The sequence below is a fragment of the Xenorhabdus sp. SGI240 genome, assembly GCF_040081915.1.
Lineage (GTDB): Bacteria > Pseudomonadota > Gammaproteobacteria > Enterobacterales > Enterobacteriaceae > Xenorhabdus > Xenorhabdus bakwenae.
This window is the reverse complement of record NZ_JBEBMB010000158.1, coordinates 1-2,286: the sequence shown is the minus strand read 5'-3', so window position 1 is coordinate 2,286 and position 2,286 is coordinate 1. Positions and strand designations below refer to the sequence as shown.

Genomic DNA, 2,286 nt, shown 5'->3' with positions numbered 1-2,286 from the left:
AGCGGGCAAATCCGCCCAGGCGGATCGACAGGAAAAGCAGCACAATAAAAGAAAGGCGTTTATTCTGGTCATCAGGCTCGTGCTGATACGCCGACAGACGGTAAAAATGGGCTTCATATTGACTCTGTTCCTTTTCATTATGTTCGCTGCATTAACTGGCAAACATCCAGACAGCCACGACCAGCAATACCGCGGTTCGGATGGCAAACTGGCTGAGGGTTTCATTACGCACTTTTTCATTCGCCCAGCCCTGCCAGACATCCACTGCGGCCCAGGCCGCCCAGAAAAACAGGGTGGCCAGGAAAAATCCGACGCACACCAGATACAAAAAAGTGATATCAAAATGGCCGGAGGCCACTTCAAAAGCATTGCGTTGTGCGTCAGTCATTGCGGGTTTTCCTGACGGTAATGACCGGATAATGTGCCGGACCCCTGGGGCTGCTCGCGGGAAGGCGTAAGGTAGTGATCAATGCCCGCTTTGAGGGTGTTGAGGTCGGTTTTGATACGCTGATAATCAAAGTCATAACGAGGAAGTTTTGAGGTATCTGATTGCTTTTCTGCGATGCTGGCGCGTTCCAGTGCCATTTGCACCTGCTCAATCAGACGTTTTGCACTCGCCAGTTCGTCTTTTTCGGCCGCTTGCGCCAGCGGCATACACAACACAGCCAGCCCCAGCAGGCAGGCAGAACAGGATATCGAAAAGCCACCGCGCATAAACACTCACCTTATGATGGGTTCCAAAATGGCAAGGATGCGGCGTTTTTTAGCGGCGGTCAGCAATAAACTCTTTATGCTTTGATGAAAATTAGCTAAATAGTCTGACTAACGTATTCAGCCAAGACTTAACCATGAAGAATAAAGGAAGTAATATGCTGCGGATTGATTTAAATGTCCCCGATGAAGAACACGAGAAGGCCCGCAAATTGGGCGCACACTGGGATGCAGCCGCTCAAATCTGGTATATCGACGATAGTTTTGACCCGACCCCGTTTATGAACTGGTTACCGTTCTACAATGTCCATGCCGAATTCTGGTATCTCGCCCAGACCCGGACGCCGTGCCCACACTGCCAGGAACACACCACCGTCACCGCGTTTATGTTGCCTGCCGGGCATAAAATGCTGGAAGCGGATGATGATGACGATGAAGATGAAGATGACGACGAAACCAACACTGAAGTGGACTACTCAGAGCAGGACAGCCCGGCGTTTCTCTTTTATGTCGCCGACATTCCCACCACCGTGCGCAATGTATTATCTGGCTTTCACCACACTTTGCGCAAAACAGGGGGGCGACGAATACGCCGAACGCACTGGATAAATCACTGCGAACATTGCGGTACACAACAGGATGATGCGGACATGTTCGCGGAAGTCGGTGGGGCGTTTTTTCCTTCCTCCAGAAAGGAAGCCGCCGCCATCCAGCTTCATCGTATCGACGAACCTTTTATGGGCTATTGTCAGGATATCTCGCACCAGCGTTTTCATATTGATATGGAAAATACGGTGCTGAGCGCCAGCAAGGGCGCCTATACTGCCGGAGATTGGTTTGAATGGATGACGCATGTCATTAATGTTCAGTCAACGTATCCGCATTAACCGGGAAGACTGACGCGCCGCAGTGCGGCTTGTCTGCTGATGATGGAATACAAAACAAAAAACCGTTTTGCATTCCATCGTCCAGCGGTCGAGTAGCGCAATCACCCCCTCACAGGGATGATCACACCTAACGGTGGCTACTTTCCGGAGGAGCTTCAGACAAAAGTTACCCGTAATGCCTGTCCTCTGGGCTACTGTTGGTCGTACAACAGGTCAATCTTCATTCTGATATTGAATGTTTGACAATAACTGGCGAAGCTTATAATTTATTTCAAATCAACGTATCCAATTGTTTTATAATTGAAATAAATCTTCACGTCGCACCTATATATACTTCTTAAACATCGAGGTGGTGATCACCACCGCTATACCCAGCACTATTGCCGCCGGCAATAATATCACCGTCGGATACACCACACTCGGCCAGGATAAATACAACATACAGGGAATGGTGCAGGCCGGTTTAATCCCCCGCCTGGCATGATGATAGACAAAACTCGACTCATATCCTGCGCCATAACGACGTAAATCCCGCCGTCCCAGTCCGTCAACCCCTGCGACTAAAAACACCATCACAAACAGCGGAACGGATAGCACCAGGATCGCCAGCCGGATCAGCGTCACCATCGTGATAAACACCGTGGCCAGCCCGTAATCCTGCAAATAGCCCGATACCTCCTGTAATACG

The 2,286-nt window shown here is 50.0% G+C and carries 4 protein-coding genes; 1 reads left to right on the top strand and 3 read right to left on the bottom strand.

Annotated elements, in window-relative coordinates; genetic code table 11:
• Window positions 1-151 precede the first annotated feature (151 nt).
• Together ABLA76_RS17890 and ABLA76_RS17885 are read right to left on the bottom strand one after the other, a co-directional pair.
• Window positions 152-388, bottom strand: coding sequence for a TIGR03758 family integrating conjugative element protein (locus tag ABLA76_RS17890; RefSeq protein ID WP_348988944.1), 237 nt, complete (start codon window positions 386-388; stop codon window positions 152-154).
• Entirely contained in the window at window positions 385-714 is a 330-nt protein-coding gene (locus ABLA76_RS17885; protein ID WP_348988943.1) for an RAQPRD family integrative conjugative element protein, read from the bottom strand. Before ABLA76_RS17885 ends, ABLA76_RS17890 begins: the two co-directional genes overlap by 4 nt.
• A 155-nt stretch (window positions 715-869) precedes the next feature.
• On the opposite strand from ABLA76_RS17885, the gene ABLA76_RS17880 reads away from it, so the two are divergent.
• A complete protein-coding gene (locus ABLA76_RS17880) occupies window positions 870-1,598 on the top strand; it encodes a DUF5710 domain-containing protein (RefSeq protein ID WP_348988942.1) in 729 nt (242 codons plus the stop codon).
• Window positions 1,599-1,922: 324 nt separating this feature from the next.
• Here the strand turns inward: ABLA76_RS17880 and ABLA76_RS17875 are convergent.
• The coding region (locus tag ABLA76_RS17875; RefSeq protein ID WP_348988941.1) for a TIGR03747 family integrating conjugative element membrane protein at window positions 1,923-2,286 on the bottom strand (364 nt) is incomplete at its 5' end.